Source organism: Kitasatospora sp. NPDC088160, from assembly GCF_044741445.1.
Taxonomy (GTDB): domain Bacteria; phylum Actinomycetota; class Actinomycetes; order Streptomycetales; family Streptomycetaceae; genus Kitasatospora.
In genome coordinates this window covers 13296-37082 of record NZ_JBIUSS010000034.1, presented here as the reverse complement: position 1 = coordinate 37082, position 23787 = coordinate 13296, and the positions used below count along the sequence as shown (strand labels likewise).

General features: G+C 71.0%; 21 protein-coding genes and 1 pseudogene. 8 read left to right on the top strand and 14 right to left on the bottom strand.

Annotated elements, in window-relative coordinates; all coding sequences use genetic code 11:
- Nucleotides 1-150: 150 nt before the first annotated feature.
- Nucleotides 151-1977, bottom strand: coding sequence for a phosphoenolpyruvate carboxykinase (GTP) (locus tag ACIOGZ_RS37435; RefSeq protein WP_363585457.1), 1827 nt, complete (start codon nucleotides 1975-1977; stop codon nucleotides 151-153).
- A 276-nt stretch (nucleotides 1978-2253) separates the two neighbouring features.
- Between ACIOGZ_RS37435 and ACIOGZ_RS37430 the strand changes: the two genes are divergently transcribed.
- Nucleotides 2254-2958 (top strand): hemolysin III family protein, encoded by a 705-nt coding sequence (locus tag ACIOGZ_RS37430; protein ID WP_400989217.1) that lies wholly within the window; start codon nucleotides 2254-2256, stop codon nucleotides 2956-2958.
- Here the strand turns inward: ACIOGZ_RS37430 and ACIOGZ_RS37425 are convergent.
- The 3 genes from ACIOGZ_RS37425 to ACIOGZ_RS37415 form a co-directional block, all read right to left on the bottom strand.
- Nucleotides 2929-3411, bottom strand: coding sequence for a hypothetical protein (locus tag ACIOGZ_RS37425; RefSeq protein ID WP_400809800.1), 483 nt, complete (start codon nucleotides 3409-3411; stop codon nucleotides 2929-2931). The two genes, ACIOGZ_RS37430 and ACIOGZ_RS37425, sit on opposite strands and share 30 nt — an antisense overlap.
- Before the next feature lie 326 nt (nucleotides 3412-3737).
- A complete protein-coding gene (locus tag ACIOGZ_RS37420) occupies nucleotides 3738-4586 on the bottom strand; it encodes a hypothetical protein (RefSeq protein WP_363585459.1) in 849 nt (282 codons plus the stop codon).
- A gap of 8 nt (nucleotides 4587-4594) precedes the next feature.
- The gene (locus ACIOGZ_RS37415; RefSeq protein WP_400809798.1) at nucleotides 4595-5269 is read right to left on the bottom strand and encodes a papain-like cysteine protease family protein; all 675 of its coding nucleotides are present in this window, start codon (nucleotides 5267-5269) and stop codon (nucleotides 4595-4597) included.
- A gap of 265 nt (nucleotides 5270-5534) precedes the next feature.
- Here ACIOGZ_RS37415 and ACIOGZ_RS37410 point away from each other — a divergent pair, with 265 nt between their 5' ends.
- Nucleotides 5535-6467, top strand: coding sequence for a hypothetical protein (locus tag ACIOGZ_RS37410; protein WP_363629619.1), 933 nt, complete (start codon nucleotides 5535-5537; stop codon nucleotides 6465-6467).
- 11 nt (nucleotides 6468-6478) lie between these two features.
- Here ACIOGZ_RS37410 and ACIOGZ_RS37405 read toward each other — a convergent pair whose 3' ends face one another.
- Entirely contained in the window at nucleotides 6479-7099 is a 621-nt protein-coding gene (locus tag ACIOGZ_RS37405; protein ID WP_400989215.1) for a hypothetical protein, read from the bottom strand.
- A complete protein-coding gene (locus ACIOGZ_RS37400) occupies nucleotides 7096-8847 on the bottom strand; it encodes an alpha/beta hydrolase (protein WP_400989212.1) in 1752 nt (583 codons plus the stop codon). Before ACIOGZ_RS37400 ends, ACIOGZ_RS37405 begins: the two co-directional genes overlap by 4 nt.
- A gap of 148 nt (nucleotides 8848-8995) precedes the next feature.
- Between ACIOGZ_RS37400 and ACIOGZ_RS37395 the strand changes: the two genes are divergently transcribed.
- Complete coding sequence (locus ACIOGZ_RS37395; RefSeq protein ID WP_400989210.1) at nucleotides 8996-9271, top strand: hypothetical protein; 276 nt, start codon at nucleotides 8996-8998, stop codon at nucleotides 9269-9271.
- Here ACIOGZ_RS37395 and ACIOGZ_RS37390 read toward each other — a convergent pair.
- Both ACIOGZ_RS37390 and ACIOGZ_RS37385 read right to left on the bottom strand, forming a co-directional pair.
- On the bottom strand, nucleotides 9262-10137 hold the full coding sequence (locus tag ACIOGZ_RS37390) for a GNAT family N-acetyltransferase (RefSeq protein WP_400989208.1): 876 nt from the start codon (nucleotides 10135-10137) through the stop codon (nucleotides 9262-9264). The genes ACIOGZ_RS37395 and ACIOGZ_RS37390 overlap by 10 nt on opposite strands.
- 39 nt (nucleotides 10138-10176) lie before the next feature.
- On the bottom strand, nucleotides 10177-12282 hold the full coding sequence (locus ACIOGZ_RS37385; protein WP_400989207.1) for a thioredoxin domain-containing protein: 2106 nt from the start codon (nucleotides 12280-12282) through the stop codon (nucleotides 10177-10179).
- A gap of 321 nt (nucleotides 12283-12603) precedes the next feature.
- Here ACIOGZ_RS37385 and ACIOGZ_RS37380 point away from each other — a divergent pair, with 321 nt between their 5' ends.
- A complete protein-coding gene (locus ACIOGZ_RS37380; protein ID WP_400989206.1) occupies nucleotides 12604-14469 on the top strand; it encodes a DNA/RNA helicase domain-containing protein in 1866 nt (621 codons plus the stop codon).
- Nucleotides 14470-14580: 111 nt separating this feature from the next.
- Here the strand turns inward: ACIOGZ_RS37380 and ACIOGZ_RS37375 are convergent.
- The 3 genes and pseudogenes from ACIOGZ_RS37375 to mca all read right to left on the bottom strand — a co-directional run.
- Nucleotides 14581-14739: pseudogene (locus ACIOGZ_RS37375) on the bottom strand (DUF255 domain-containing protein); the annotation flags it as partial.
- A 78-nt stretch (nucleotides 14740-14817) separates the two neighbouring features.
- Nucleotides 14818-15009: a hypothetical protein gene (locus ACIOGZ_RS37370; protein ID WP_063348010.1), complete on the bottom strand. Its 192-nt coding sequence runs from the start codon at nucleotides 15007-15009 to the stop codon at nucleotides 14818-14820.
- Between the two features lie 49 nt (nucleotides 15010-15058).
- Nucleotides 15059-15964: a mycothiol conjugate amidase Mca gene (mca, locus tag ACIOGZ_RS37365; RefSeq protein ID WP_063351176.1), complete on the bottom strand. Its 906-nt coding sequence runs from the start codon at nucleotides 15962-15964 to the stop codon at nucleotides 15059-15061.
- A gap of 240 nt (nucleotides 15965-16204) precedes the next feature.
- On the opposite strand from mca, the gene ACIOGZ_RS37360 reads away from it, so the two are divergent.
- Nucleotides 16205-16621 carry a DUF4307 domain-containing protein gene (locus ACIOGZ_RS37360; protein WP_363621330.1) on the top strand — a complete coding sequence of 139 codons (417 nt, stop codon included), beginning with the start codon at nucleotides 16205-16207 and terminating at the stop codon, nucleotides 16619-16621.
- Between the two features lie 401 nt (nucleotides 16622-17022).
- Entirely contained in the window at nucleotides 17023-17523 is a 501-nt protein-coding gene (gene greA / locus ACIOGZ_RS37355; RefSeq protein WP_363621328.1) for a transcription elongation factor GreA, read from the top strand.
- A gap of 138 nt (nucleotides 17524-17661) precedes the next feature.
- Here the strand turns inward: greA and ACIOGZ_RS37350 are convergent, their stop codons facing one another.
- The 3 genes from ACIOGZ_RS37350 to ilvA form a co-directional block, all read right to left on the bottom strand.
- Nucleotides 17662-18519, bottom strand: coding sequence for an ABC transporter permease (locus tag ACIOGZ_RS37350; RefSeq protein WP_363621326.1), 858 nt, complete (start codon nucleotides 18517-18519; stop codon nucleotides 17662-17664).
- Nucleotide 18520: 1 nt separating this feature from the next.
- Nucleotides 18521-19642 carry an ATP-binding cassette domain-containing protein gene (locus tag ACIOGZ_RS37345; RefSeq protein ID WP_400989205.1) on the bottom strand — a complete coding sequence of 374 codons (1122 nt, stop codon included), beginning with the start codon at nucleotides 19640-19642 and terminating at the stop codon, nucleotides 18521-18523.
- A 311-nt stretch (nucleotides 19643-19953) separates the two neighbouring features.
- A complete protein-coding gene (ilvA, locus tag ACIOGZ_RS37340) occupies nucleotides 19954-21165 on the bottom strand; it encodes a threonine ammonia-lyase (RefSeq protein ID WP_400989203.1) in 1212 nt (403 codons plus the stop codon).
- Nucleotides 21166-21287: 122 nt separating this feature from the next.
- On the opposite strand from ilvA, the gene ACIOGZ_RS37335 reads away from it, so the two are divergent.
- Together ACIOGZ_RS37335 and ACIOGZ_RS37330 are read left to right on the top strand one after the other, a co-directional pair.
- Nucleotides 21288-21770 carry a MarR family winged helix-turn-helix transcriptional regulator gene (locus ACIOGZ_RS37335; protein WP_063348015.1) on the top strand — a complete coding sequence of 161 codons (483 nt, stop codon included), beginning with the start codon at nucleotides 21288-21290 and terminating at the stop codon, nucleotides 21768-21770.
- Between the two features lie 174 nt (nucleotides 21771-21944).
- Nucleotides 21945-23787: choice-of-anchor A family protein (locus ACIOGZ_RS37330; RefSeq protein ID WP_400989201.1), on the top strand; the 1843-nt coding region annotated here is incomplete at its 3' end.

Here is a 23787-nt window from a genome sequence, read left to right as displayed (position 1 = left end):
CACCCGGGGAAAGCACTACGGCCGGAGTCCCGGCCCGGGCGGTCTCCTTGGTCGGGGAAAGACCGCCCGGGGGAACTCCGGCCGTCCTGTCACTCGGCGGGCGCGCGGTTCGTGCCGCGCGACCGCCTCTCGCTCTGCTGAGGCTCAGGCTCAGCCGAGGCGCGCGACGAGGCTCCGGTACTCGTCCCACAGCTCCTTCGGGGTGTGGTCGCCGAACAGCTCCAGGTGGGCCGGCACCAGCGCGGCCTCCTGGCGCCAGATGTCGGCGTCCACGGTGAAGAGCAGGTCGAGGTCCTCCTGGGACAGCTTCAGGTCGCCGAGGTCGAAGCCGTCGACGGTCGGCAGCACGCCGATCGGGGTCTCGACGCCCTCGCCGGTGCCCTCCAGGCGCTCGACGATCCACTTGAGGACGCGGCTGTTCTCGCCGTAGCCCGGCCAGACGAACGCGCCCTCGGCGTTCTTGCGGAACCAGTTGACGTAGTAGATCTTCGGCAGCTTCGCGGCGTCCGCCTGGGCGCCGACCTTCAGCCAGTGGGCGAAGTAGTCGCCCATGTTGTAGCCGCAGAACGGCAGCATCGCGAACGGGTCGCGGCGCAGCTCGCCGACGGTGCCCTCGGCGGCGGCGGTCTTCTCGGACGCGATGTTGGCGCCGAGGAAGACGCCGTGCTGCCAGGTGAAGGACTCGGTCACCAGCGGGACGGCGGTGGCGCGGCGGCCGCCGAACAGGATCGCCGAGATCGGCACGCCCGACTGGTCCTCCCACTCGGGGGCGATGGTCGGGCACTGCGCGGCCGGGACGGCGAAGCGGGCGTTCGGGTGGGCGGCCGGGGTGCCGGACTCGGGGGTCCAGTCGTTGCCGCGCCAGTCGGTGAGGTGCGCCGGGGGCTCCTCGGTCAGGCCCTCCCACCACACGTCGCCGTCGTCGGTCAGCGCGACGTTGGTGAAGACCGTGTTGCCCCACAGGGTGTCGATGGCGTTGGCGTTGGTGTCCACGCCGGTGCCGGGGGCGACACCGAAGAAACCGGCCTCGGGGTTGATCGCGTAGAGCTGGCCGTCGGCGCCGAAGCGCATCCAGGCGATGTCGTCGCCGATCGTCTCGACCTTCCAGCCCGGGACGGTCGGCTGGAGCATGGCCAGGTTGGTCTTGCCGCAGGCCGACGGGAAGGCGGCGGCGACGTACTTGACCTCGCCGGACGGCGGGGTGAGCTTCAGGATCAGCATGTGCTCGGCCAGCCAGCCCTCGTCACGGGCCATGGTCGAGGCGATGCGCAGCGCGTAGCACTTCTTGCCGAGCAGGGCGTTGCCGCCGTAGCCGGAGCCGAAGGACCAGATCTCCCGGGTCTCCGGGAAGTGCGAGATGTACTTGGTGCTGTTGCACGGCCACGGCACGTCCGCCTGGCCCTCGGCCAGCGGGGCGCCGACGGTGTGCACGGCCTTGACGAAGTCGCCGTCCTCGCCGAGCTGGTCCAGCACCGCCTTGCCCATGCGGGTCATCACGCGCATCGACACGGCGACGTAGGCGGAGTCGGTGATCTCGACGCCGTACGCGGCCAGCGGGGAACCGACCGGGCCCATCGAGAAGGGCACGACGTACATCGTGCGGCCCTTCATCGCGCCGCGGAACAGTCCCTTCTCGCCCTGGAAGACCTCCCGCATCTCGGCCGGGGCCTTCCAGTTGTTGGTCGGACCGGCGTCCTTCTCCTGCTCGGAGCAGATGTAGGTGCGGTCCTCCACGCGCGCCACGTCCGTCGGGTCCGAGGCGGCGTAGTAGGAGTTGGGGCGCTTTTCCTCGTTGAGCTTCTTGAAGGTGCCCTGAGCCACCAGCAGGTCCGCGAGGCGCTGGTACTCCTCGTCGGAGCCGTCGCACCACTCGACGCGGTCCGGCTGGGTGAGCTCGGCGATCTCGTTCACCCACGCGAGCAGGCGCTGGTGGCGGGTGGGCGCGGAGGCGCTGAGAGCAGAGATCTCGTACGACACGATCGCTCCGTTTCACACCATCTCGGCGAGGAGGTGGCGTAGCGGGGGTCTGAGGGTGCTTGCAGCGTAGCTCCGGCTCCAACGCCAAACTGCGGCACAGCGTCGAAATTGACTTATCTTTTACTACAGTAAGTACGATTACCGGCCAGTAATAGGTCGTCCACATCCCGGCCCGGACACCCTCGCGGACACCTCGAATACTCCAAAACGTCCAAGAGTGATGATCACCACTTTCCTACGCGTCAGTAACCTACGGCCCCGTAGGTAGCGGGTAGCATGCTGCGCATGACTGCTGAGCTCATCGAGAGCACGGAGAACGAGGGCGCGGAGAACGAGGCCTCGGGACGCAAGCCGAAGTGGCGCGGCTGGCTGCACGCCGGGATGTTCCCCGCCACCGTCGCCGCCGGGATCGTGCTGATCTGCCTGGCCGACTCCACCCCCGCCAAGATCGCCTGCGCGATCTACTCGATCAGCGCCTGGCTGCTGTTCGGGGTCAGCGCGGTCTACCACCGCTTCGACTGGGGCCCGCGCGGGGACGCCGTGCTGCGGCGGCTGGACCACGCGAACATCTTCCTGATCATCGCGGGCACCTACACGCCGTTCACGATCCTGCTGCTCAAGGGCGCCGACCAGCAGGTGCTGCTCTGGGTGGCCTGGGGCGGCGCGCTGGCCGGAATAGCGTTCCGGGTGTTCTGGGTCGGCGCGCCGCGCTGGCTGTACACACCGGTGTACATCGCGCTCGGCTGGGCCGCCGCCTTCTTCCTGCCGGACTTCCTGCACGCCGGCGGCGTCGCCGTCCTGGTGCTGATGATCGTCGGCGGGGTGCTCTACAGCATCGGCGGCGTGGTGTACGGGCTCAAGCGGCCCAATCCGTCACCGCGCTGGTTCGGCTTCCACGAGGTGTTCCACGCCTTCACCCTGGGCGCGTTCATCGTGCAGTACGTCGGGGTCTCACTGGTGGCGTACAGCGCGGCCGGCTGAACCCGGCGCGCCACGGCGGGCGGCCGCGCGGTCCACGGACCGGGCGACCGCCCGCTCCGCCGTCCAGGGGCGCTCGTACGGCGCCCGGCCCTGCGGGCGGCGCGGGTACGGCGGGTGGTCCGCCACGTCGGCCTCCGGCCACGGCTCCACCGCAGGCCCGGCGGTGCGGCCGCGCGCCTGCCGGGCGTCCAGCGCCTCGCGGGCCCGGCGGCAGCGCTCGCAGTGCGCGGCGTCCGGGGTGACGGCCGACGGCCGGTGCCCCCGCGGGGCGGTCGGCCGGTGGAGCGCCCGCCAGCGGCGGCCCACGTAGACCATGAGCAGCAGCACCTCGACCCCGGCGACGACCAGGACCAGCATCGCCCCGTTGATCAGGTAGGCCGCGACCACGGCGAGCGCGGACGCCACCACCACCGCCGCACCCCACACCTGGGCGTTCGACTCCCTGCCGGCCATTCGACTCCCCTTTCCCGGCGCCGGGCTCGTGGTCGGCTCCGGCCGCCCCACCCCTTCTCCGCTCTCGGCACGCGTCAGTCAGCACTGACCGATTGCCACATGGTATCTACCGTCCGTCACCCGGAGCTGCCCCCGGGCGGCGAACGACAGATCAACGTTGCGTCAATTCCTTGTGCGGAAGCATTACTTCCAGGACACATCACGCAGCACGCCCGCTCGACTACGGGCTGGCGTGCCGGGGCCGCACGCAGCACGGCGGGGCCCGGCTGTGTCAGCCGGACCCCGCCGCATCCCACGTGTGGCGCGCACGTCGCGCCCGAGAGGCCCTACCCCCGTCGGACACCCGCCCTGCGCCGCACGGCCGCACCCGCGCCCACGAGCGCGGTGACGCCCAGGGCCGCGGCCGCCGTCACGGCCGGCAGCGCCGAACCGCCGCCCGCCGCCCGTTCCCGGTCGGCCGCCAGCTGGTAGCCGCCGCCCTTGCCCTCCCGGTCGTACGCCGAGCCGGGCAGCTTGTCCCCGTACCGCTGGTGCACCAGCTTCTGGTACGCGGCCAGCGACACCCCGCCCGCGCCCACCGAGCGCCGGGCCTCGTCGTCCAGCGGCAGCACCCGGCCGTCGCGCAGCACGTACCAGGCGTTCACCTGCGGCTCGCGGAACGCCGTACCGCCACCGCCACCGGCCGCCTTCGCCGCGTAGTCGCTCTCGTCACCGCCGGAGGCGATGTTGACCACCCGCCAGGAGTCACCCTGCCGGATCGTCCACACCGAGGCCGTCTGCCCGTCCGCCGCGACCACCTTGCTCGCGGTGAACTCGGCCGTCGCCACCGGCGCACCCGGGGCGCCGGCCACGAAACCCGCGTCCAGGGTGTACACCGGCACGGTGTCGCCGGCCAGCCGCGGCGCGGCCGCGCTCGCCGCCTGCGCCTCCTGCGCCGCACCGATGGTCAGCTGCTGGGTCGGCGGGACACCCTTGCGGGCGAAGAAGTGGCCCACCTTGTCGAGGACGGCCTGGTCCTGGACCACGCCACGGGCCTTCGCCAGATCCGCGACGGGCACCGGCACCGGGGCGCCGGCCGGCCCGTCCGCGTGCGCGGCCGGGGCCAGCGCCAGCCCGAGGCCGGCGGCGAGCAGGGCGGTGACGGCGGCCCGACGGGCCTTTCCGAGGTCAGTCATGGTCGCCCTCACGCGCCGATCCGGTACAGGGAGTGGGTCCACGAGAACGTGTTGTTGTTCACGTAGTAGTTGTAGTCCGCCCAGTTGTAGCGGTAGTTGGACGGCCACGGGTCGCCCCAGTACACCCAGTTGCTGCTGGTGTCGTAGCCGTAGACGACGTGCATGTGCCCGCCGCCGGAACTCCACTGGATCCGAGTCTCGATCGGCCGGTTCGCGTCCACCTCGGCCTGCACGGTGTTGTAGCGCAGGTAGCCGGTGACGTACGAACCCGGGTTGATGCCGACCCAGTCCAGCCCGTTCTGCACATCGGCCAGCGAGGCCTGGCTGTTGGGGCAGCTGGAGTTGGCCGAACGGCCGAACGCGGCGTTGCAGAACTGGTTCTGGCTGTAGTTGTAGCCGAACCAGGTGGCGATGGTGTTCCCGCTCGCCGCCCAGCACCAGTTGGTCTGCTGTTGCTGCTGCATGGTGATGTTGAGCTTCTTGAACGTGCCGGCCAGATCGGCCGTGCTGCCGGGCGCGGCAGCCTGGCGAACCTGCGCCGGGGCACGGTCCTGGACGGGAGCGAGATCCTGGGCGGGGGCGGCGAGCGCCGGAGTGGCCGCCGCCGCGGTCAACGCCGGGCCCAGCACGCCGAGGGCGAGCAGCGAGACCGCGCGGCGCAGCCGTATCCGTGGAACTGGCATGGGGGAAATGCCTCCTTGCACAAGCGGAGCGAGGTGCTGTGTGGGGGCGCGGTCCGGATCGCGCCATGAGCATCCCGCCGCCCCCGGAAGCCGGTCAACGGCCCCCAGGACCATCACAGTTCAGGTGTGAACGACCGGCCACGGGTGTGAACGCCACCCCGAAAACCCCCGCGTGGCACGCCAGGACCGGTGACAAACCGCCGCCCTGATGTGAATATTCACGGTCAAACACGGTCTGCCCGCGCCCGTCCCCCAGGAGGCCGTCATCCACCGCACCGACCAGGCCGACCTCACCGCCGCCCTCCGCACCGGCCCCTTCCACCTCGCCCTGCGCACCGCCATCGCCACCCGCGGCCTCGCCCTCCACCGCATCCGACGCCACCTCGCCCTGCGCGGCGTCCACGTCGGACTCACCAGCCTCAGCTACTGGCAACAAGGCCGCCGCCGCCCCGAACGCCCCGAATCCCTCCGCGCCGTCGCCGCCCTCGAAGACGTCCTCGACCTCCCCGAACACTCCCTCACCCGCCTGCTCGGCCCCCGCCGCGCCGCCGACACCACCCCCGCCGGCCCACCCGTACGCCCCTACCGCGACCTCATCTCCCCCGCCACCGCCGTCGACGACCTGCTCGCCACCATCGCCGGCCCCCGCGACACCGGCCTGCACACCATCACCCACATCGAACGCATCCGCCTCGGCCCCGACCGCCAACTCGCCCGTCGCGACTCCCAACACGCCCTCCGCGCCCACCGCGACGGCATCGACCGCTACCTCGCCCTCTACCAGGGCGACCCCGGCAGCGACATCACCCGCGTCGGCGTCCGCGCCGAAGAGAACTGCCGCCCCGGCCGCATCCGCCGCGACCAGACCCACCACCTGCTCGTCGCCGAACTCCTCCTCGACCGCCGCCTACGCGCCGGCGACACCCACCTCCTCGGCTACGGCTTCGACGACGCCCCCTCCCCCGACCCCAGCTGCGAATACGTCCGCGGCTTCAACTCCGGCGCCGGCCAGTACGTCCTCCAGATCACCTTCCACCCCGCCGCCCTCCCCGTCCGCTGCCACCGCTTCGCCCTCCACTCCCCGGGCGAAGCCCCCTACGAGACGGAGGAACTGACCCTGGACGGCCACCACTGCGTCCACCTGGTCGCGACGGCACTGCGGCCGTGCCTGCTGGGAATCAGGTGGGACTGGGAGTGACGGGCGCGGCGTCAGTGCGACCAGTACGGGTCGTCGACCACATCGACCTTGGCGTCGAGCGATGTTCGGACGAGCGGGGGCACGGGCTTGTACTCATGGGCGGGCTGGTACAGCACCCCAATGGCCTCTGCCCTGAACGTCACCAGGTAGGTCGAGTCTTGCTGGGCCCTCGCGTAGAACGTCAGGAACGTCTCCCCACCCACGTCTCCCATACCGCGCAGGGCCTGAATCTCATCGGCGGGGTCCGATCGATCGACCACCCGGCTCCCAAGTGCCTTCCAGGCTTGGGTCACCTGATCCATCAAGGTCGGCAGTTTTGCCCGCGAGACCGCGGTCCGCACGGTGACGATCTCGGTGACGGCCGAACCCATACTCCGCTCGCCGTCCCAGAGATCGTCCTCCCTTCGCACCTCGAACTCGGCCCCCGCATAGGTGAATGAAGGCGAAACTCCATCCATGGTGGCGCGCAGGGCATGGTCGATCCGGCCCTTCCCCTCGCTTGTCCTCACCCGGCCCGATCGATCGGCCAACGCCAACGGCCCGTACCCGTTGGCGAACAGCACCGCACCAAGAGCCACCGTGACGACGAACGACAGCACGATCGAGCCGATCACCTTCCAGCGGGTCGTCATCGGCCCTCCGTCAGGTGAACGTCGTCTGCCTTGCCCGTCACGATCGAGGCAATGTTGCCCAACGAGGGGCCGCCGGTCTCCGGGGCCAGGTACTTGGTGTGCATCCCGAAGTCCTCCCAGCTCCACGACTTGCTCCAACCGTCGACGGTGAAGCGCTTTGCCCCGAAGGACTCGCTCGCTGGGTCTCTCCCGTACCAGAGGTCGTGCGGGTCGGCGCCGACCAAGCCGCCGAAGGGCCAGGGCACCGTCGCGGCGTTCGCCGAGGGGATTTGGGTGACCGGGTCGTTGCCGGCCGCGCCCGCCCACACATGCCCGGCGGGCATCCCCAGGTCCGAGGCGTGTGTCACGCCGACACCGGGACTGCCGATGATCACCACGTCGTCCGGCAGCGTGTAGTTCCCCTGGTGGGCGGCCATCTTCGTGGCCTGTCCGACGAGGAGCGAGCCGTAACTGTGCCCCATCGAGGTGATGTGCGGGCTCTGGCCGCTCATGTTGGTCGCCCGGAGCCCGGTGACGAACCTCGCATAATCGGGTGCGCCCTTGACCGCCCGCTCGGACGTGGCCGCTTTGATGTCGATGTCCGGCGGGTCGTATCCGAGCCAGATGATGGAGGCCGCCGATCCACCGGGCTTGATCTTCTTGTTGGCCTCTCGCCAGACGTTCAACGCGTTTTCCGCCTCGTTGGTGCCGGGCGTGGTACCTGGCTTCGCCGCGCCGAGCGAATCGGGGGTGGTCGTGATCCCCGGCACGTAGGAGGAGATGTCGGTGGCGGTGTCAGGGTTTCCGAAGGACAGGATCGCGCGGCCTTGGCCTTCGGTGCCGACGCCGATCAGGTAGGTGGGTGGCCGACCGTCCTTCGCCCGGGCATCCTGGGCGAGGCGCTCTTGGATGGGCCTGAGCTTCTGGTACTCCGCCTCTTCTTCCTTCGTCCGGTTCCTACCTTCGAGTTCCCTCATCCGCTTGTCCAGGTACGCCCGGTTGACCCGGTTTCGCATCTCCGCCGGAACCCCGTCCAGGTTTCCGATGTTCTCCGGGTGGTGGTCGATGTACCACTGCCGGCCCGCCGGGTCGAGGCCGTTCCACCAGTTGTTGACCTCCGTCGGGGGCGTCCCCACGGCGGGCATGTCCCTGAGGTAGGGGGAGCCCGGGCTGTTCGCCGCCTTCTGGTCGGCCTCGGCGACGGCGAGGGTCAGCCCCGACTTGCTGGTGGCGTGCTGGGTGAAGCCCTTGAGCAGCCCCGCCAGGGTCTGGTCGGCCGCACTCGCCTCCGTGATGGCGGCATTGATCCGCTTGGCGACGTCCTCGGCCGCCGTCTTCTGTTTCGTCTCCCAGGTGGCGTCCACGGGGCCGGTCGCCGGGGGCCAGCTCACCGTCCCGGTGTCGCTGACCGTCAGTCCCTTGGCGGTGGCGTCGATGAGGGCCTGACGGAGTTTCGACTGGGCCAGCCCGAAGAGGTCGGCGTGGTCTCGCAGGGTCTGGCCGATGGCGGCCAGTTCGGTTTCGGCGGCGTGCAGTTGGCTGGTGGTGCCGTCCAGTGAGTGGAAGGCGGCGTCGGCCGCCGGGCCGGTCCAGCCGGATCCGTGGACCCGGTCGGCGGTACCGCTCTTCCAGTCGGCGGTGTGCTGCGTGTACGCCTTGTGCAGCGCGTCGTAGGCGTCCGCCGCCGTGTGCAGGTCCTCCGGCTTGGCGTTCTTCAGGCTCGCGAGATCGAGGCGGTTCTCTCCCGCTTGCCGATCCGTGTCAACCATGAGTGCACCCCCCAGTACTCGCCGCTACCATAACCCACGACCGACATCGGACGTCCGGGGGGACATCGTGCCGAGCGACCCAGGATTCACCGTCAAACCGGGCGAGTTGACCGCAGCCGGGAACAGTGCGCTGACCGTCGCCGGGAAAGTGCCTGACGAGACCGCGAAGTTGGCCGAGCCGAGCGCCAAGGCGGCTGCGAGTCTGGCGGGTTGGCGGAGCGGGGCGGCGTTGCAGGGGTGCGGGGCGGCCTGGAAGGCGCTGCTGGACGGCCTGGCCGGTGACATGAAGTCGGCCGGCGGCAATCTGCTGACCTGCGCGCAGACGTACGTGAACGCGGACCACCTGCCGGCACCCGCCGCGACAGCGGCCGTCGACCCCTTCGACACGAAGGTGGTCGGCGGCCGCCCGGTCGACTACGCGTAATTTCCGCCCCGCGTCGTGAAGTCCAGGGTCAGGCAGTCCTCGACCGGCCGGTAGCCGATCTGCTGGTAGATGGAGTTGCTGGTCGGGTTGGCGAGGTCGGTGTAGAGCAGGACCTCGGCCGCCCCCTGGGCGAGGGCGTGGGCGGAGGCGGCGGCGGTGACGGCGCTGGCGTAGCCGCGTCCGCGCTGGTCGGTCGGGGTGTAGACGGGGCCGATGCGGGACATGCCGGCGATCACCGGGCTACTGCCGGCCAGGGCGACGGGGCGGCCGCCGTCCTCCCACAGGTGGAGGCCGCCGGTGGCGATCCGGTCGTCGACGGCCTGGGGGACGTTGGGCAGGTCGACCCCGGCTTCGACGAGGAACTCCTCGTACCAGCGGATCGCCAGTTCGCGGTCGGCCGGGGCGGCGGGCCGGTGGTGGCCGGCGGGCGGGCGGGGCGGGTCGGTCAACTCGCCGAGCCGGTAGAGCCGTTCGTTGAAGCGGACGGACTGGCCGGCACCGGTGGCGGCGGTCCAGGCCGCGGCGAAGGCCCGGACCGCGTCCGCGCCTCCGCCGACGCCGGACACCTCGGTGAACTCGCTCCCGGCGGAGGCCAGTTCGACCGCCAGCTCGACTGCCGCCGCCGGTGTGCAGGAGAGCCGGGGGCCGAACGGCGGCGTCTGGAGGAAGGCTCCTTCGACCGGACCGCCGTCCGTCGGGCGCCACCAGCCGAAGACCGGTGGCCGCTGCCCGAACACGTCCAGGCCGCGTTCGGCCAGCCGGTGTACGACCGTGAGCAGGACGGTGCTCTCGGCCGGGCGGGCGGCGAGGAACTCTTCCGCGTGGCGCCGGAAGTCGTCGAACGAGCTGCTCAAGGTCCAGGTCATGGCCCATTCTGGCCCGGCCGCACCCCTCCCACCAGCGTTTTATTCGACGGCGACGCCCAGCCGCTCGCCGAGGACCGCCGGGTCGGTGGTCGGCGCTTCGCAGGCGAAGTGCCGGCAGACGTAGGCGGCGGGCGCTCCGCCGACCAGCGGCCGGCCCACCAGCAGCGGCACCTCCGCGCCGCCGTCCTCCACCGAACCGTCCGCCGAACCATCCGCCGGGTTCTCCACCGAACCATCCGCCGGGCCCGTCGGCGCGCCCACCGCGACGACCGCCCCGGGCGCGGTCCCGAGCAGCGCGGCCCGGCGCAGTGCGGCGGTGGCCGGGTCGTCGGCCGGGCCGACGACGGCGACTTCGCGCGGCCCGTCGAGCAGCGCCTCGGCGACGGCGAGGCCCCAGCCGATGAACCGGGGGGCCCGGGACGCGAGCGCGCCGACGATGCCGAGGGCCCGTTCGGCGGCCGTCCGGTGCCGGTCGGAGCCGGTGTAGGCGGCGTAGGTGAGCAGGGCGCCGGCGGCGGCTGTCCAGCCGGACGGGGTGGCGTTGTCGGTGGGGTCCTGGGGGCGTCGGATGAGTTCCTCGGCGTCGTCGGCGGTGTCGTAGAGCGCGCCGGAGGCCTCGTCGGTGAAGTGCTTGAGCACGGTGTCGAGGAGTCCGCCGGCCAGTTGCAGCCAGGCGGCGTCGCCGGTGACGGCGTACAGGGACAGGAAGCCCTCGGCGGTGTCGGCGTAGTCCTCCAGGACGCCCGCGTTGGTGCCGGCCCGGCCGTCGCGGGAGGTGCGCAGCAGCCGGCCGTCGGGGGTGAGGTGGACGGCGAGCAGCAGGTCGGCGGCGCGTTCGGCGGCCTCGACGAGGTCGGGGCGCTCCAGGAGGGCGCCGGTCTCGGCGAGGGCGGCGATGGCGAGGCCGTTCCAGGCGGCGACGACCTTGTCGTCGCGGGCGGGGGCGGGCCGCCGGGCGCGGGCCTCGAACAACCGGGCGCGGATGGTCTCGTACTCGGTGAAGTCCTCGGGATCGGCGAGGAGTTGGAGAACGGAGGTGCCATGTTCGAAGGTTCCGCCGGCGGTGACGGTGAACAGCCGGGCGGCGGTGGCCGCGTCGGCGGGGCCGAGCAGGTCGACCAACTGGCCGGGTTCCCACACGTAGTAGGCGCCTTCGGTGGACTGCCCGGTCTCCTCGTCGAGGCTGTCGGCGTCCAGCGCGGACGCGAACGCGCCTTCGGGAGTGCGCAGTTCGCGCAGCAGGAAGTCGGCGGTGGTCAGCGCGGTCCGACGGGCCAGCGGGGAGCCGGTGGACCGCCACAGGTGCAGGTAGGCGCGCAGCAGCAGGGCGTTGTCGTACAGCATCTTCTCGAAGTGCGGCACGACCCAGCCGGCGTCGACCGCGTACCGGGCGAAGCCGCCGCCGAGTTGGTCATGGATGCCGCCGCGGGCCATCACCTCGCCGGTGCGGACGGCCATCTCCAGGGCCGCCTCGGAGCCGGTGCGGGCGTGGTGGCGCAGCAGGAACTCGACGACCATGGCCGGCGGGAACTTGGGCGCGCCCCCGAAGCCGCCGTGCCGGTCGTCGAACTCCCGGCTGAGGGCGACCAGCGCCTGGTGCAGATCTGCGCCGGCGGGCGGATGGTGGGCACCGGCCGAGTAGACGGCGGCGCGCTCGGCGAGGTCGGCCCGGATCCGCCCGGCGACCTCCGCGACCTCCTGCCGCCGGCCCCGCCAGGCGGCGTCGACGCCTTCCAGCACCTGACGGAAGGACGGCATGCCGTGCCGGGGCTCCGGCGGGAAGTAGGTGCCGAAGTAGAACGGCTCCTTGTCGGGCGTGAGGAACACCGTCATCGGCCAGCCGCCCTGCCCGGTGGCGGCCTGCACGGCCTCCATGTAGACGGCATCGACGTCAGGCCGCTCCTCCCGGTCCACCTTGACGGCGACGAACCGCTCGTTCAGGTAGCCGGCGACCCCGGTGTCCTCGAAGCTCTCGTGGGCCATCACGTGACACCAGTGGCACGCCGCGTACCCGACGCTGAGCAGCACCGGGACCCCTCGCCGCTCCGCCTCCGCGAAGGCCTCCGGCCCCCAGGGCCACCAGTCGACCGGGTTCTCGGCATGCTGCTGGAGATAGGGCGAGGTCACGTCGGCGAGACGGTTCATGCGAACCAGCCTCTCACGCGGCTCAGCCCTGAGGGCTCACCCGGGCCGGCGCCGCCGTGGTCCGGGTACCACAACCGGAGTACCTCTCTTGCCTCTGGCGCACGGAGGCGTGGATTCCATCCCGGTGCCGTCGCAACCCTTGCACTCGCACCCGGCCAGGGAAACCCAGATTGAATGACAATACGATTCTGCTAGGTTCCAGTGAATCGGCTCGGGAGAGTTTCCATTCGCTGGAGGGTAAACGGGATGGCGGTCGGGGGCGGTTGGAAGCCGCTGGAGGCGTTCTGGTCCGTACAGCGTCTGGTACGAGACCGCCATCAGTTGGTCCGGAAGATCAGCGAGTGCTACACCGCCGCGCACCCGAAGGACAAAAAGCCGAGTCCCGCCGAGGTCAGAGCCTGGCGTGAAAGCGTCTACGAGCTGGCAACCACACTGGACAACCTCGGGCTCGGCCAGGTGCGGATGTTCATCGAGTACCTAGCCGACGGCCGGATGAACCACATCGACGTGGTCCTGGCCGGCCGGCATCCGTCGGGACGGCTCAGCTACGCGGTCATCGAGCTCAAGCAGTGGGGCAGTATCGAGCGTCCGACCGTCTCGAAGACGGCCGGGCTCTGCGCCTCCTGCAGGACCGCGGGAAACAGCACGCTCTGCGAGCGCTGCGCCAGGGATCTGGTCTATGCGCCGTTCTCTGAGTACGAGAGGCACGTCAAGCATCCTGCGGTCCAGGTCAGTAACAACATGGACGACCTTCTCAGACACCACAGCATGTTCGACGACCGCTACGTCAACCTCGTGGGCGCGGCCTACCTGCACAACCTGATGGATCCGGACCACCAGTGGATCAGCCAGGTGTCCCCTCGCCCCGGGATCCCCACATTCACCGCGCGGCAGCCAGGGGACCTGGAGAAGTTCCTGACCGCGAACTTCAGCTCGGACTCCGGCGCGGAGGCCGCGCAGGAGTTGCTCGGGCGTCGACGCTCGAGCAACCTTCTGACCGACGAGACCGGGGCGATCGTCAACGGGCACACCCGATTCAGTCTCGTCGAACACCAACTGCGGGCGGTCCGGGCGATCGCCGATGCCACCGGAGCCGTCGAGCCTCAGGGGGTGAAGAAGGTCTTCGTCATCGAGGGACGTGCGGGCAGCGGCAAGTCGCTCGTCGCGCTGACCGCTCTGGGAGACGCGCTGCAAGCCGGGCGCTCTGCTGCCTTCGTTTCCGGTGGCGTCGCCTCCCGCGATACCTTCAAGCGGGCCGCCAAGGGGTACCAGAAGGTTTTCAGGCCGCTGGTGCAGGTCGCCGACAAGTTTGGACCCGACGAACTGGACCTGATCGTCTGCGACGAAGCCCACCGCCTCAGCGAGCGGCCCATGACCGGCTCCTTCAGTATGCGGTCGACGGGGCCGAGCTCGGTGGAGGTAGTCGTCACCCGCGCTCGCGTGCCGGTCTTCTTCATCGACGGCGATCAACGCCTCTTCGCGGAGGAGGTCTGGTCTCCGGAGAGACTCAAGAGCGAGCTCTGGAGCCTCGGCGTGGAGATCGTGCCGATCAACTTGGACCGGGTACTCCGAACCGTCGGCAGCTCGACCTACGACACTTGGGTCAGCCGACTCATGGCCGGGGACCCCATCACGTGGCGCCCGGACGGCGCCACCGATCCCGAACCCTTCGAGCTCTACTACGCTGACAGTGCCGCCGAGATGGAGTCCTTCCTCCAAAGCAGGGACCCGGCGGGCGTGAGCGCCCGGATGAGCGCCGGAATGTGCTGGGGCTGGACCGACGACACCGGCACCTTCCCCGACGTCAGCCCCGATCCCGACTGGGCACGCCCCTGGAATGCCGGCGACAACCACAGCACCCAGGGAATACCCAAGCGGAAGTTCTGGGCGACCGACCCCGGAGGCTTCGGGCAGATCGGGTGCGTGCACACGGCCCAGGGGCTCGAGTACGAGTGGGGCGGCGTGATCGTGGGCCCCGATCTCACGTGGGAGGACGGCGCCTGGGTCGCCCAACGCGAGCACGTGAAGAGCAAGGCCTCACGCATCGAGGACGACACCGAACTCACCCGAGCGTTGTGCAGGGCCTACGGCGTGCTGATGACCCGTTCCATCCGCGGCCTGGTGCTCTACTCGGTCGACCCCGCCACCAGGAAGCTCTTCGCTGACCTCGGGGTGCGGAAACTCTGATCCGCCCGTCTCCTGCTTGCCGGGCGGGTGGCTCGCCATGGGTCCTCAGCCCGGGCCGGGCGGTGCCGGTAACGTCCCGCCGGACCGACTACTCGGTTGACGAGTTCACTGGCACCAGTGGCACGCCGCGTACCCGACGCTGAGCAGCACCGGGACCCCCCGCCGCTCCGCCTCCGCGAACGCCTCCGGCCCCCAGGGCCACCAGTCGACCGGGTTCTCGGCATGTTGCAGCAGGTACGGCGAGGTCGCGTCCGCGAGACGGTTCGGCATGCCCCCCATCCTCGCGCATCGGGGGCCGGGCGCCGGGACACCGGCTGCGGCGAGCCGGGCCCCGCGCGCGCCCGCGCGCTACTCCTTGGGGGCTTCCGGCTCCTCCGCGAAGTCGACCTTCTTGAACTGCCGGTTCATGGACTTGGCCAGGAACCAGGTGGCCACGCCGAGGGCGGCGAAGACGACGAAGCCGAGGAGTCCGGGGGTGACCTTGGCGTCGTCGACGGCGAGGTCGGCGGCGAGGTTGACGAGGTTCACGGGGGCGCTCATATCTCTATGGTGGCCCGGCTCACGGGGAGCCGGGCCATCGGGGGGTGGTTCAGTCGCGCGTGTCGGCGGCCTCGACGGCCAGGGTGGGGGTGCGCAGGCCGGCGAACAGGTCGTCCTCCGGCAGGTCCACGTCGATCAGGGTACGGGCGAGTTCGTAGTCCTCGGTGGGCCAGACCTCGCGCTGGACGTCCAGCGGGACGCGGAACCACGGCCCGTCGGGGTCGATCTGGGTGGCGTGGGCGATCAGCGCGCGGTCGCGGGTCTCGAACCAGTCGCCGCAGCTCACCCGGGTGGTGATCTCGCGCTCCTGGCGGCCGCTCTTCTCCCAGCCCGCGATCCACTCCCCGTACGGCGAGTCGTGGCCGTGCTCGGTGAGGTACTGGTGCAGGGCGCGGATGCGGCCCATCGGGAATCCGTGGTTGTAGTAGACCTTCAGCGGCTGCCAGGGCTCGCCGGCCTCCGGGTAGGCGTCCGGGTCGCCGGCGGCGTCGAAGGCCAGCATGGTGATCTTGTGAGTCATGATGTGGTCGGGGTGCGGGTAGCCGCCGTTCTCGTCGTAGGTCGTGATGACCTGCGGCTTGAACTCCCGGATCAGCCGGACCAGCGGTTCGGCCGCCTCCTTCACGTCCTCCAGGGCGAAGCAGCCCTCGGGCAGCGGGGGCAGCGGGTCGCCCTCGGGCAGGCCGGAGTCGACGAAGCCGAGCCAGGCCTGCTTGACGCCCAGGATCGCCCGGGCCTCGTCCATCTCCTTGCGGCGCACCTCGTGGATGTTCTCCTCGATGTACGGGTCCCCCTGGAGCTTGGGGTTGAGAACCGACCCGCGTTCGCCCCCGGTGCAGGTGGCCACGAGCACGTCCACTCCCTGCTCGACGTACATGGCCATGGTGGCCGCGCCCTTGCTGGACTCGTCGTCCGGGTGGGCGTGCACCGCCATCAGTCGCAACTGCTCAGTCAACGCCTTGCGTTCCTTCCACATATCGGGCGTTCCGCGAAGTCCGGTCCGCCCACCGTACGAGCCGCTCACGTCGGGGCCGCGTCGCCGCGGGACCGGCCGCGCACGAACCCCGGCCCGGTCGAGCCCCGCCCCCGCCGGACCGGCCGCGGGCGTGCCCCTCCTATAGTGACGGACTGGAGGAGCGTCGCATTCCCCCGCACCACCCGCGCGGCCCCTCCCGTCAGGAGAGGACTGGGTCCGATGAACGCGAGCACCACCACCCCGCAGCTGCCCGAGGGGCGCTACGGCCGGCGCGGCGACCGCGATTCGGACCGCCGCCTGAAGGTGGTCGGCGCGGTCTGCGGCGTGCTGGGCCTGGGCCTGGTGGCCTGGCTGGGCGGCTCCTACCTGCTGCGCGAGACCACGATCAACGGCTCGGTGCCGACCTTCCAGGCGGTCTCGGACTCCGAGGTCGAGCTGCACCTGGCGGTGCGCAAGAGCGGCGGGACGGCCGGCAGCTGCACGGTCCGCTCGCAGGGTTCGGACGGCTCGGTGGTCGGGGTGGCCGACTTCCCGGTGCCGGCCGACGGCTCCAGCTACGACGCCGTGGTCACGCTGCGGACCACCGCCCGTGGCACCACCGCCGAACTGCTGGGCTGCACGCCGGCGAAGAAGTAAGCCCCCGAAGGAGCGCGGAGGAGGAGGCCCGGCCGCCGAGTCGCACCGGCAGCGCGCCGCGCTCACCGGTACTCTGCCGGGCACCACCGGTACTCTGCCGGGCACCGGCGCATAACCGATCGGGAGAACGGGCATCCGTAGGAAGTCCCGCACCCGGCCCGGCACGCACCGCCCCCGTACACCGTGGCGCATTCGCTGTACACCGTGGCGCAACGCCGACGTCAATGGCGCGCCAACGACCCTTCTGCTTGTCGGCAGGACTTGTTAGGCTCGTGGTTTCGCCCCTTCCGCACCGGATGGTACGGGAGCGGGCGTTGCTTTGTAGTTACGACCGATATCACCACCAACCCTGCTGACGACTCACACCCTCAGCACAGCCCCAGCACCTACGAGGAGCACCCGTGACCCAGACCAGTGAGAACGTGACCTGGCTCACTCAGGCCGGCTACGACCAGCTGAAGGCCGAGCTGGATCACCTGACCGGGCCCTGGCGCATCGAGATCGCCCAGAAGATCGAGGCGGCGCGCGAGGAGGGCGACCTCAAGGAGAACGCCGGCTATCACGCGGCCAAGGAGGAGCAGGGCAAGTACGAGCTGCGCATCCGCCAGCTGACCCAGCTGCTGGAGCGTGCCAAGGTCGGCGAGGCCCCGGCCGACTCGGGTGTGGTGGCCCCGGGCATGGTCGTCACGGTCGCCTTCGACGGCGACGAGGACGACACCATGGAGTTCCTGCTCGCCTCGCGCGAGGTCGCCGGCGCCGACACCATGGACGTCTACTCGCCGCAGTCGCCGCTGGGCCGCGCGATCGACGGCAAGCAGATCGGCGACGAGGCGACCTACGAGCTGCCGAACGGCAAGCCCGCCATGGTGAAGATCGTCAAGGTCGTGCCGCACGCCGGCTGACCAGGCCTGATCCGGCGTGATCCGGCGTGATCCGGCGTGATCCGGCGTGATCCGACCTAGCCAGGCCTGACCGACCGACGAGGGCGGCCGCGGAGTCCAGGGACTCCGCGGCCGCCCTCGCGGCGTACCGGGCGCGGTTCAGCCCACGGCCGAGCGGTACTTGCGCACCGACAGCCAGGAGAACACCGCGGTGATCAGCACCGACCAGAGCACCGATACCAGTGCGGCGTGCTGCATCGGCCAGGTGGCGTCCACCGGGCCGACCTGGTTGCCGAACAGGTCCCGGCAGGCCTGCACGGTGGCGCTGAACGGGTTCCAGTACGCGACCGCCTGCAGCCAGCCCGGCATCGAGCTGACCGGCACGAAGGCGTTGGAGACGAAGGTCAGCGGGAACAGCCAGATCAGGCCGGCCGAGGTGGCCGCCTCGGGGCTGCGCACCGAGAGGCCGATCAGCGCGCCGATCCAGGAGAACGCGTAGCCGAGCAGGAGCAGCAGGCCGAAGGCGCCGAGTGCGTTGAGCACGCCGTCGTGGATCCGCCAGCCGACCAGCAGCGCGACCAGGGCCAGCACGACCACCGTGAACGCGGTCTGGCACAGGTCGGCCAGGGTGCGGCCGACCAGCACGGCCGAGCGGGCCATCGGCAGCGAGCGGAAGCGGTCCACCAGGCCCTTGGTCATGTCCTCCGCGATCCCGGCGGAGGCGCCGGCGACGGCGAAGGTGACGGTCTGGGCGAAGATGCCGGCCATCAGGAACTGGATGTACGAGTCGGAGCTGGAGCTCGCCCCGGGGATCTTGATCGCCCCGCCCATCACGTACGAGAACAGCAGCACGAACATGACCGGCTGCATCAGCCCGAAGACCACGATCTCGGGGATCCTGGTCATCCGGCGCAGGTTGCGCTTGGCGACCACCCAGGAGTCGTGCAGGGTGGCGGCGACGCCGCGGCGCTGCCTGGGCATCGCCTCGCCGATGGCGTGCTCGGTGGCGGTGCTCATCTCAGCGCTCCGTTCCGGCCGCGACGGCCCGCTTGTCCGGTCCCTGGCCGTCGGAGCCGTCCGGCCCCTCGGCGGGCGGCCCCTCGGCGGGCGGCCCCTCGGCGGGCGGCCCCTCGGCGGACGGCCCGACCTTGCCCCGGCCGCCCCGGCCGCGGCCGCCGGAGCCGTTCTCCTCCTCCACCGCCTCGGCGACGTGGCCGGTGAGGGTGAGGAACACGTCGTCCAGGGTCGGGCGGCGCAGGCCGATGTCGTCGATCTCGATGCCGCGGGCGTCCAGTTCGCGGATGACGTCGGCGAGCACCCGGGCGCCGCCGCTGACCGGCACGGTGATCCGGCGGGTGTTCTTCTCCACCGCCGGCTCGCCCAGCGCGTACCCGGACAGCGCCGCGACCGCGTCGGTGACCAGGCCCGGCTCGTGCACCACGACCTCTATCCGCTCGCCGCCGATCTGGGCCTTGAGCTGGTCGGCGGTGCCGCGGGCGATCACCCGGCCGTGGTCGACGACGGCGATGTCGTGCGCCAGCCGGTCGGCCTCCTCCAGGTACTGGGTGGTGAGCAGCAGCGTGGTGCCCTGCTCGACCAAGGTCTCGATGACCTCCCAGAGCGCGAGCCGGTTGCGCGGGTCGAGGCCGGTGGTCGGCTCGTCGAGGAACATCACCGGCGGCCGGACGACCAGCGCGGCGGCGAGGTCGAGGCGGCGGCGCATGCCGCCGGAGTAGGTCTTGGCGGTGCGGTCCTTGGCCTCGGCGAGGTTGAACCACTCCAGCAGCTCCAGCGCCCGGACCTTCGCCTGACGGGCGCTCATCTGGTAGAGCTCGCCGACCATCTGGAGGTTCTCGAAGCCGGTGAGGTACTCGTCGACCGCCGCGTACTGGCCGGACAGGCCGATCAGGCTGCGGACCTTGTTGGGGTGCTTGAGCACGTCGACGCCGGCGACCACCGCGCGGCCCGAGTCGGGACGCAGCAGGGTGGTGAGGATCCGCACGGTGGTGGTCTTGCCGGCGCCGTTCGGGCCGAGCAGCCCGAGCACCGTGCCCTCGGGGACGTCGAGGCTCACGCCGTCCAGGGCTCGTACGTCGCCGAAGGTCTTGACCAGGTTCTCGGCTTGGATGGCTGGCGCCATGGCCTGCCTCATCTCCTCGGACGAATATGGGCGATCTGTCACACTCTGCCCCTTTTTCGGGCATGCGGGCGACTCGGTTTTCGCCTACCGGCGCACAGAACGCGATGTATCGCGAGTCTGGCAGCACGCGATATATCGCGTCAAGGCATAGGGCTCCGCCATAGTGACAGGGACCACTGACATCCACCGAGATCCGCTGAGGCCCGCCCCGCACCATCCGGCGCCCGAGACGCCAGGCCCCCAAGCCCCCCAAGCGCCTCAGGCTCCTTATGCTCCTCAGGCTCCTCAGGCTCCTCAGGCACCTTCGGGACTCAGCTGGAAACGACGTACCCCGCGTCCCGCAGCTCGCCGACCACGGCCGCGCAGTGCTCCGGCCCCTTGGTCTCCAGGTGCAGGTCCACCTCGACCTCGGTCAGCCCCAGCCGCGGGTCGATCCGCACGTGCGCGACGTCCAGCACGTTGGCGTCCAGCCCGGTCAGCACCCCCAGCAGGTCGGCCAGCGAGCCCGGCTTGTCCGCCAGCCGCACCCGCAGCGACAGGTACCGGCCGGCCGCCGCCAGCCCGTGCCGCAGCACCCGCTGCATCAGCTGCGGGTCGATGTTGCCGCCGGACAGCACGGCCACCACCGGCCCCTCGAAGGAGTCCGGCTGCTCCAGCAGCGCCGCGATCGGGGCCGCCCCGGCCGGTTCGACCACCAGTTTCAACCGCTCCAGGCCGAGCAGCAGGGCCCGCGACAGCGCGTCCTCGGAGACCGTCCGGACGCCGTCCGCCAGCGAGTTGACCACCTCGAACGGGATGTCCCCGGGCCGGCCGACCATGATCCCGTCGGCCATCGTGGCGTAGTGCTCCAGCGACACCGGCCGCCCGGCCGCCAGCGAGGGCGGGTACGCGGCCGCGCCCGCCGCCTGCACCCCCACCACCCGGACGTCCGGCCGCAACGGCTTGACCGCCGCCGCGATCCCGGCCAGCAGGCCGCCGCCGCCCACCCCGGCCAGGATGGTCCGCACCTCGGGGCACTGCTCCAGGATCTCCAGCCCGACGGTCGCCTGGCCGGTGACCACGTCCCAGTGGTCGAAGGGGTGGATGAACACGGCGCCGGTCGCCTCCGAGTACCGCTGCGCGGCCTGCAACGCCTCGTCCACCGTGGCACCGTGCAGCCTCACCTGCGCGCCGTACTCCCGGGTCGCCGCGACCTTGGGCAGCGGTGCCGCGACCGGCATGAACACGGTCGAGTGCACCCCCAGCAGCGAGGCCGCCAGCGCCACCCCCTGCGCGTGGTTGCCCGCGCTCGCCGCCACCACCCCGCCGGCCCGCTGCACCGGCGAGAGCCCGGCGATCCGCACGTACGCGCCGCGCAGCTTGAACGAACCGGTGCGCTGGAGGTTCTCGCACTTCAGGTGGACCGGCGCGCCGATCAGCCCGGACAGGTACCGGCTGCCCTCCATCGGCGTCACCCGGGCGATTCCGGCGAGCATCTTCTGGGCGCCGCGGACGTCGTCGAGGGTGACCGGCCAGTTGTGCATAACGCCAGCCTACGGTGGTCGACACCGGCAATCCGGGATGCCGGGGCTGTTCCCGGGCCCGCCCCGCCCGCGTACGCTGCTGCTTCTGAGCCTCCCTCACCGCACGACGATCGTGAGCCGCGATGACGACGACCTCGCCCCAGGCCACCGACCGCACCGACCCCGTGCACGCCCGACTCCAGTACCAGCTGGCGGTGTTCGCCCGCCGGATGGACCAGGTCCGGACCACCGGCGGCGGTCTCGGCGCGCTGGACCGGGCCGCCTACCTGCTGCTCGACCGCCTGGAGCGGCACGGGCCCGCCAACGTCAAGGCGCTGGCCGAGTCGCTCGGCGTCGACTCCTCCACGGTGACCCGGCAGGTCGCCCCGCTGGTCGCGGGCGGGTTGGTCGGCCGGGTCCAGGACCCGGCCGACCGCCGCGCCGTACGCCTCGCGCTGACCCCGGTCGGCTCCGGCCGACTGGCCGAAGTCCGCGACGGGCGGGCCGAGTTGACCCGCCGCCTGACGGCCGACTGGCCGCCCGAGGAACAGCAGGCGTTCTGCGCCCTGCTGGCCCGCTTCAACCACGCGATGGAGTCGTACACCGCGGACCAGCAGGGCCAGTGACCGCCGACGGCCGGAGGCCGTCCCTCGCGCTCGGACCGATCACCCGTCGACACACAGCCGAACGGGTGCATTAACACGATTTTCAGATGACAACACCAACGAGTCACGATGCTCGGCCCTCCAGCCCGGAACACTCCGAGGGCCCCATTGTGTCCACATGGTGAGAGGACTGAGGTGAAGCCCAGTCAGAACCCGGTGACCACCGTCACCTGGAGACGCCGACTCGGCAGGACGGTGGGTTCCGTCCTGGCCCTGACGCTCGTGCCCTTCGGCATGTCACTCGTCGCACCGCCGGCCGCGTACGCGGCCGGTCTTCCGGGCGGCCTCGGGCCGTGCCTGGGTGCGGACTGTCCCGCGACGTTCCCCCCGGTCAACAACGGTCCCTTCGCAGGCCGCGACGACGGCGTGAACATCTTCGTCGGCGGCGACTTCAACGTCGGCGGTTCCGCCGCGGAGGCCGAGGGGCACGTGGTGACCCTCGGCAACTTCGACCTGAACAAGGCCCCGGGAGGCAGCTCCGTCTACAACATCGGCATCGTCGGCGTCGGCTCACGGGTCCCCCCGCCGAACGGCGCCGACTTCCTCACCGCCGGAGGCAACGTCACGGTGGCCCCGGGGCAGAGGCTCCTGGCGGAGGGCGGCGTCGTCCGCTACGCGGGCACGGCCACGGGCACCATCGTCGGCACGAAGGTCCAGGAAGCACAGGCCGTGGCCGCCTACACGCCGCTGCGCGGTCAGCTGCAGACGGCGAGCGAGTGCTACGCCGGGGTCGGCACACCCCGCCCCGTCACCGGAACCGCGGTCAACCAGGGGTACCAGACCCTGTTCACCGGTGACGGCACCTCCGCACTCCAGGTCTTCAACGTCGACTTCGACATCGCCGGGAACGGAGGTTCCACTCAGGGCATCGCGTTCGCCGGCATCCCCGCGAACGCGACGGTACTCGTCAACCTCGTGGGCGGCGCCCGCACCATCAACACCTACAGCGGGAGCCTCCAGGACACCGATCCCTGGAACCGGCTGCGCGAGCGCCTCCTGTGGAACTTCCCCGCCGCGACGTCCGTCACGCTCAAGGGATCGGGGCAGTTCCAGGGCAGTGTGCTGGTCGGCAACCCGGCCAGCACCGCCACCATGAGCCTGCCCGGTCTGAACGGACGGTTCTTCACCACCGGTTCGCTGCTCCAGAACTCCGGCTCGGGGATGACCGGGACCGAGTTCCACGCCTATCCCTTCAACGGCGACCTTCCGGCGTGCGGAAGTCCCGCTCCCACCGCCTCGACCAGCGTGACCAAGGTCGACTCCGCCACCGGGCAGCCCCTGGCGGGGGCCACCTTCCAGCTGTGGCGTGAGACCAACGGCGTCCCCGGCCTCCAGACCTCGGGGGTCACCCCGGACACCGAGGTGGGCGCCCCTTGCACGACCGGGGCGAACGGCGTCTGCTCCACGGCCGGTCTCCCGTTGGGCACCTACTACTGGCAGGAGACCGCCGCTCCCCCCGGTTACGACCTGCCGCAGCCCGCGGTGACGACCGTGGTCCTCGACACGAACGGGCAGAACGTCCCGGTGACCGTCCAGGACACCAAGTCCCCGATCGTCGAGACCGGGTCCACAAGCGTGACCAAGGTCGACTCCGCCACCGGGCAACCGCTGGTCGGCGCCACCTTCCAGCTGTGGCACGAGACCAACGGCGTCCCCGGCCTCCAAACCACCGGAACCAACCCCGACACCCCCGTCGGCTCCCCCTGCACCACCGGAGCAAACGGCGCCTGCTCCACGACAGGTCTCCCGTTGGGCACCTACTACTGGCAGGAAACCGCCGCTCCCCCCGGCTACGACCTGCCGGAACTCAACGTCACCACCGTCGTCCTCGACACCAACGGACAGAACGTCCCGATCACCGTCCAGGACACCAAAGCCACCGCCCCGACCGGCTCCACCACGGTCACCAAGGTCGACTCCGCCACCGGACAACCACTGGCCGGCGCCACCTTCCAACTCTGGCACGAGACCAACGGCA